Raw genomic sequence first — 6,270 nt, forward strand, 5'->3', positions numbered from 1 at the left:
AGCCGCCGTCAAGGCGCCTGGCTTCGGCGACCGCCGCAAGGCCATGCTGGAAGACATCGCCATCCTGACCGGCGGCACCGTCATCTCCGAAGATCTCGGCATCAAGCTCGAGAATGTGACGCTCAACATGCTCGGCCGGGCAAAGAAGGTGGCCATCGAAAAGGAAAACACCACCATCATCGACGGTGCCGGTTCGAAGGCGGAGCTCGACGGTCGTACCGCTCAGATCCGCGCGCAAATCGAGGAAACCACCTCCGACTATGACCGCGAGAAGCTGCAGGAACGCCTTGCCAAGCTCGCCGGCGGTGTTGCCGTCATCCGCGTGGGCGGCTCGACTGAGGTCGAGGTGAAGGAGAAAAAGGATCGCGTCGACGACGCGCTGCATGCCACCCGCGCAGCGGTCGAGGAGGGCATTCTGCCGGGCGGCGGCGTGGCGCTGCTGCGTGCAGTCAAGGCGCTCGACGCCGTCAAGACGGCAAATGACGACCAGCGGGTCGGCGTCGACATCGTCCGCCGCGCGATCGAAGCCCCGGTTCGCCAGATTGCCGAAAACGCCGGCGCCGAAGGCTCCATCATTGTCGGCAAGCTGCGCGAGAAGAGCGAATTCTCCTATGGCTGGAATGCCCAGAGCGGCGAATATGGCGATCTCTACGCGCAGGGCGTCATCGATCCGGCCAAGGTGGTGCGCACCGCACTTCAGGACGCCGCCTCCGTTGCCGGCCTGCTGGTGACGACGGAAGCGATGATCGCTGAGAAGCCCAAGAAGGAAGCTGCTCCGGCTATGCCCGCCGGCGCCGGCATGGACTTCTAACAGCAACCACTCGGCCCGCTCTGACATCGGGGCGGGCCTCACACTATCGAATGAACCAAGTTCCATCGGTCAACATCAATGGAGCGAGCTATGAGAAAGGAAAGCATCAGCAATTCCATGCAGCAGAGCGCCATGGCTGCCATCAGCGCGGCACATCTGCTTCATCCAGCGAAACATTTCAGTCACCCGCGTGACGTGCTTAACGCCGCCGACATCGGCAACGACGAGAAGCGGGCCATTCTCGCTTCATGGGCATCCGATATCTTCGCGATCGAATCCGTACCTGCCCTTCGCCTTTACCCCGGGACCGAAAAAGCTGTATCCTACGACGAGATCCTCGAAGCGCTGAAGGCTTTGGACAAAGGCGATCTGCCATCCGGGAAACAAGATACGTCCGCTCCCTTGAGTGCCCACAGGACGCGTCGTCGAAGACCGTCGGTACGCCGGCTTCCCGGCCTTGGCTTGTGCAGCTACTGGAAAGGAGGACGGCGCCGACCGCTACTCGAAACCTGACCCTCCGTCCGGCCCGCCGTGTGCCTCTAAAGGACGCGGGCATGATTTTGCCGACGACTGTTTGCTCAACTGAGGAGGTTTTGCCGATGAAGATCGCTCAGATTGCGCCGCTCGCCGAGAGCGTTCCGCCAAAGCTCTATGGGGGAACGGAGCGGATCGTTTCCTACCTTACCGAAGAACTCGTGGCACAGGGGCATGAGGTCACGCTTTTTGCCAGCGGCGATTCCGTCACCCGGGCGACACTCGTGTCATGTGCGGACGTCGCCTTGCGGCTGAACCCTGCGGTCAAGGAACATTTGCCGCATCAGGTCTTGATGCTGGAGGAGATCCGTCAGCGGGCGCATGAGTTCGACGTGCTGCATTTCCACATCGACCTGCTGCATTTCCCGCTGATCCGCGATTTCGCCGACCGCACTGTCACCACACTGCACGGCCGGCTCGACCTGCCGGATCTCAAGCCGTTCTACGCGGCGTTCCCGGATATTCCGATGGTGTCGATCTCCAACGACCAGCGCCGTCCGATGCCGCCGGTCGACTGGCGCGGAACGGTCTATCATGGACTGCCGGCTGATCTGCTTCCCTTCACGCAAAACCCTGGAGGCAATTACCTGGCTTTTCTTGGTCGGATCTCTCCGGAAAAGCGCCCCGATCGCGCGATCCAGATCGCGGCAAAGGTCGGAATGCAGCTGAAGATCGCCGCCAAGATCGATAATGCCGACAAGGCCTATTGGGAAACCGTCATCGAGCCGATGATAAAGAGCAATCCGCATGTTGAATTCATCGGCGAGATCGATGAACGTGAGAAAGCTGCCTTCCTTGGAAATGCAGGCGCTCTGCTCTTCCCGATCGACTGGCCGGAGCCCTTCGGGCTGGTGATGATCGAAGCCATGGCCTGCGGCACGCCGGTCATCGCTTTCGGCTGCGGTTCGGTTCCCGAGGTCATTGACAATGGCATCTCGGGCATCCTGGTCGACAGCGTCACCGAGGCGGCCGAAAACGTCGAATGGGCACTGCGCCTCGATCGGCACAAGGTACGGGCCGCGTTTGAAAAGCGCTTCACTGCACAACGAATGGCGTGCGACTATCTCGACATCTATCGCAACCTGCCGGGCGTTCGCATCAAAGCTGCGCCGATCCGCCGGTCGCGTAGTCAAGCGCCCGACCTGCAGGCTGTTGCCTGAGGCAAGGAGGAGGCATGTCGAACGTGTCTGCGGACAGCAACCCCGCCAAGGCATCGTCAGGCCTGACGGCGCCGGTCGCTCAGTTCTTCATTCCGGCCGCCGCATCGCTGCAGGAGCGCCGGCCGCGTACCTTGAAGCACGGCGATACTTTTGCCGTCTTCGATCATAATGGCGATGCTCTTTCCGGTCCCGGCAGTCCGGAAGGCCTTTTTCACCGGGACACCCGTCATCTCTCGCATCTTTACCTGACGATCAACGAACAGCGGCCCATGCTTCTGTCGTCGACGCTGCGGGATGACAATGCCACGCTGACCTGTGATCTTACTAATCCTGATCAGTTCGATGACAAGGGAAGGCTGGTTCTAGGCCATGACGTGATTCATCTGCGCAGATCACGCTTTCTCTGGAATGCCTGTTGTTATGAACGGCTGGCCGTGAGGAATTATGACGAGCGGCGGCAACATGTTCGCATTCAGATCTCTTTCGGGGCCGATTTCGCCGATCTTTTTGAAGTCCGCGGCACCGCAAGGGCAAGGCGAGGGCACCATCTTCCCGCCGTCGTGGAACAGGATTGGATCCTGCTTTCCTATATTGGCCTGGACGATCGCAAGCGGTCGACGCGCCTTTCCTTCATGCCTGAACCGGCCGAGATTCGTAGCGATCTCGTCACTTACGACCTCCATCTGGAGCCGCACGAGACCAAATCGCTCTTTATCCAGATCGGCTGCGACCATACCTCCGCCGATCGACTGAGCCGCCTTTCCTTCTTTCTTACCTTGCGGGATGCCCGCCGTGCGTTGCGCGCCTCCTCCTCGCGCGCAGCGTCGGTCACAACTTCCAACGAGATCTTCAACGAAGTCGCGCGGCGCAGCGCCTCTGACCTCTACATGCTGATCACCGACAAGCCGGAAGGCCCCTATCCTTATGCCGGCATTCCCTGGTTCAGCACCGTTTTCGGCCGCGATGCCCTGATCACGGCGCTTGAGACACTTTGGCTCGATCCGGAGATCGCCCGCGGGGTTCTGGGTCATCTTGCTGCCAATCAGGCGACGAACGTCGATCCTGCTTCAGACGCCGAGCCGGGCAAGATCCTGCACGAAGTGCGTTGCGGCGAAATGGCCGAACTCGGCGAGGTTCCTTTCCGGCGTTACTATGGCAGCATCGACTCGACGCCGCTCTTCGTGATGCTGGCCGGCGACTATCTTAAACGAACCGGTGACCTTGCGACCATCGACCGTCTCCTGCCGAATCTCGAAGCGGCGCTGACATGGATCGACGAACATGGGGATCGCGATGGCGACGGCTTCGTCGAATATGGGCGGCTGACGGAAGAAGGCCTGATCAATCAGGCGTGGAAGGATAGCCACGACTCGGTCTTCCATGCCGATGGCACATTGGCCCGGGGCCCAATCGCGATCGCCGAAGTCCAAGCCTATGTCTACGGCGCTTGGCAAAGTGCTGCCGAAATCTTCCGGTGGAGGGGCAAGCCGGAGCGCGCGGCGAGCTTTCTCGCGCGCGCGGAGGGACTGCGCCACGCCTTCGACATGAGCTTCTTCGATGAGGAACTCGGCACCTATGTGTTGGCTCTCGACGGGGATAAACGGCCTTGCCGGGTCCGATCCTCCAATGCCGGCCATGCTCTGTTCACCGGTATTGCTTATCCTGAACGGGTCGCACAGGTGACCCGCACCCTGATGAATGCTTCCTCCTTCTGTGGCTGGGGCATCCGGACCATTCCCTCGACCGAAGCACGTTACAATCCTATGAGCTACCACAATGGCTCGATCTGGCCACATGACAATGCCATGATCGCCAGTGGTCTTGCCCGCTATGGCTATCGCGCCGAAGCCGCGCGAATCTTCGAGGGGCTGTTTGCCGCTGCGACCTATATCGACCTGCGGCGGCTTCCCGAACTCCTCTGCGGCCTGCCACGTCAACGCGCACGCGGTCCTACCTCTTATCCGGTTGCCTGCTCGCCGCAAGCATGGGCGGCAGCAGCCCCTTTGTCGCTGCTGCAATCCTGCCTTGGCCTCGACTTCGATCCGAATAATTTGCAGATCAACTTCAGCGTGCCGCGGCTTCCTTCGTTTCTCGACGAGGTAATCTTGCGGCGTCTGCTGATCGGCAATTGCTCGGCTGACGTGGCCATCCGTCGGTCTCGACACCAGGTCGTGGTCGATGTCATCAATCGACAGGGCGATGTCAGCGTGCTCACCACGGCCTGATGAAGGACGGTGCAGGGAAGGCGGGTCAACCGCCTTTTCTAATCGGGTTCCTCTTCGTCCGACCTCAGCAGGTCAACAAGCGCAGCAACCCTGCCGGTCGGTAGATGCCGCCCTTCACCCACCAGGGCCTCGTCATTGTTGGCCCATGCAAACGCCTCGGCAAGCTCGGCTTGGGTTGCACCTGTCGCGATGATCTCGGCCACAAGCGTTTTGTCGGCGGGCCCAAGGACGGCGACGACGTCGTGTGAAGTCATTGTCATAACAATTGCTCCTCGCTCAAGCTCCAGAACATATGGTGGCGTCTTCAAAAAGATCAATTTTTCTCGTCGAGAAATTCGATCCCCTTGAAACCGTAAGGCACTGAATTATATTAGTATTGTTGATCGCCCAATAGGGATCGACAGAAAGCCCAGGAGACGCCGGTCGCTCTTGGCGTCTCCTTGTGTCCATGTTGCTTGCAAGGAGGATATGGCTATGAGGACAAACCTCGATTTCTCTCCCCTGTTCCGGTCGAGCATCGGCTTCGAGCGAATGTTGAACGCGCTTGAGGCTGCAGGCCGCGCCGAGACAATCGACAACTGGCCGCCCTACGATATCGTCAAGACCGGCGAGAACGACTACCGCATTGCCATGGCAGTGGCGGGCTTCTCGCAGGACGAGCTGGCAATTACCCAAGAGCAGAACATGCTGATGGTATCAGGACAGAAGGCAGACAGCGAAGATGCTCAATATCTGCATCGCGGCATTGCCGGACGCTCGTTCCAGCGTCGGTTCGAACTGGCCGATCATGTCAAGGTTGTCGACGCCGGTCTGGTCAACGGTCTGCTGACCATCGATCTCAAGCACGAAATTCCCGAAGAGATGAAGCCGCGCCAGATCGAGATCAAGGCCGACGGGGTGCTGCCCAAGGCCGAGACAAAGCAGATCGAAGGTGAGAAACAGGTGGCGGCCTAAGCGTTCCAATAGCAGGGAGCAGACGTGGCGCCAGACGTCGTCTGGCGCCCACCGGAATGCCGAAGAACCACCAGAAAGGAGTAAAGCCATGAGTGTTCGTGATTTGATTCCCTGGGGCCGCAACAACGGCAATCAGATGCCGAGTCTCCTTCGCGACGACGACCGCGATCCTTTCCTGTCGCTTCACCGCGAGGTCAACCGGCTGTTCGACGACGTTTTTCGCGGCTTTGGCCCCGGCCTGCCGTCACATCGCGGCGCCGGCGGCTTCGGTGCAGGCTGGCCGAGTGTCGAGATTTCGGACACTGAGAAGCAAATCAGGGTTACGGCCGAAGTACCCGGTCTTGAAGAAAAGGACATCGAGGTCTTTCTCAATGACGGCGTGCTCACGCTGAAGGGTGAGAAGCGTTCGGAAACGGAAGACAAGGAGAAGCAGTTTTCGGAGCGCTACTACGGCCGCTTCGAACGACGCATCCCGCTCGGCACCGAGGTCAAGGAAGACCAGGTCGACGCCACCTTCAAGAACGGCGTTCTGACTGTCACTCTGCCAAAGACCGAAAAGGCGCAGTCACAGGTCAAGCGCATCGCC

7 protein-coding genes are annotated in these 6,270 nt (G+C 59.9%); 6 read left to right on the plus strand and 1 reads right to left on the minus strand.

The genetic code is table 11. The features are described 5' to 3' along the window. The 4 genes from groEL to AC13QO_RS29635 all read left to right on the plus strand — a co-directional run. Positions 1–811 (plus strand): chaperonin GroEL (gene groEL / locus AC13QO_RS29620; protein ID WP_488542735.1); only part of this gene is annotated, 811 nt, incomplete at its 5' end. Between the two features lie 90 nt (positions 812–901). After that, positions 902–1,324 carry a hypothetical protein gene (locus AC13QO_RS29625; RefSeq protein WP_285193065.1) on the plus strand — a complete coding sequence of 141 codons (423 nt, stop codon included), beginning with the start codon at positions 902–904 and terminating at the stop codon, positions 1,322–1,324. Positions 1,325–1,410: 86 nt separating this feature from the next. Further along, positions 1,411–2,505 (plus strand): glycosyltransferase family 4 protein, encoded by a 1,095-nt coding sequence (locus AC13QO_RS29630; protein ID WP_085777472.1) that lies wholly within the window; start codon positions 1,411–1,413, stop codon positions 2,503–2,505. 14 nt (positions 2,506–2,519) lie between these two features. Continuing rightward, positions 2,520–4,730: an amylo-alpha-1,6-glucosidase gene (locus AC13QO_RS29635; RefSeq protein WP_488542736.1), complete on the plus strand. Its 2,211-nt coding sequence runs from the start codon at positions 2,520–2,522 to the stop codon at positions 4,728–4,730. A gap of 38 nt (positions 4,731–4,768) precedes the next feature. Here the strand turns inward: AC13QO_RS29635 and AC13QO_RS29640 are convergent, their stop codons facing one another. Next, the gene (locus tag AC13QO_RS29640; protein ID WP_085777474.1) at positions 4,769–4,990 is read right to left on the minus strand and encodes a hypothetical protein; all 222 of its coding nucleotides are present in this window, start codon (positions 4,988–4,990) and stop codon (positions 4,769–4,771) included. 214 nt (positions 4,991–5,204) lie between these two features. Between AC13QO_RS29640 and AC13QO_RS29645 the strand changes: the two genes are divergently transcribed. Next, positions 5,205–5,684: an Hsp20 family protein gene (locus AC13QO_RS29645; protein WP_183703719.1), complete on the plus strand. Its 480-nt coding sequence runs from the start codon at positions 5,205–5,207 to the stop codon at positions 5,682–5,684. 88 nt (positions 5,685–5,772) lie between these two features. After that, the coding region (locus AC13QO_RS29650; RefSeq protein ID WP_488542737.1) for an Hsp20/alpha crystallin family protein at positions 5,773–6,270 on the plus strand (498 nt) is incomplete at its 3' end.

The sequence above is a fragment of the Rhizobium sp. CNPSo 3670 genome (assembly GCF_057784555.1).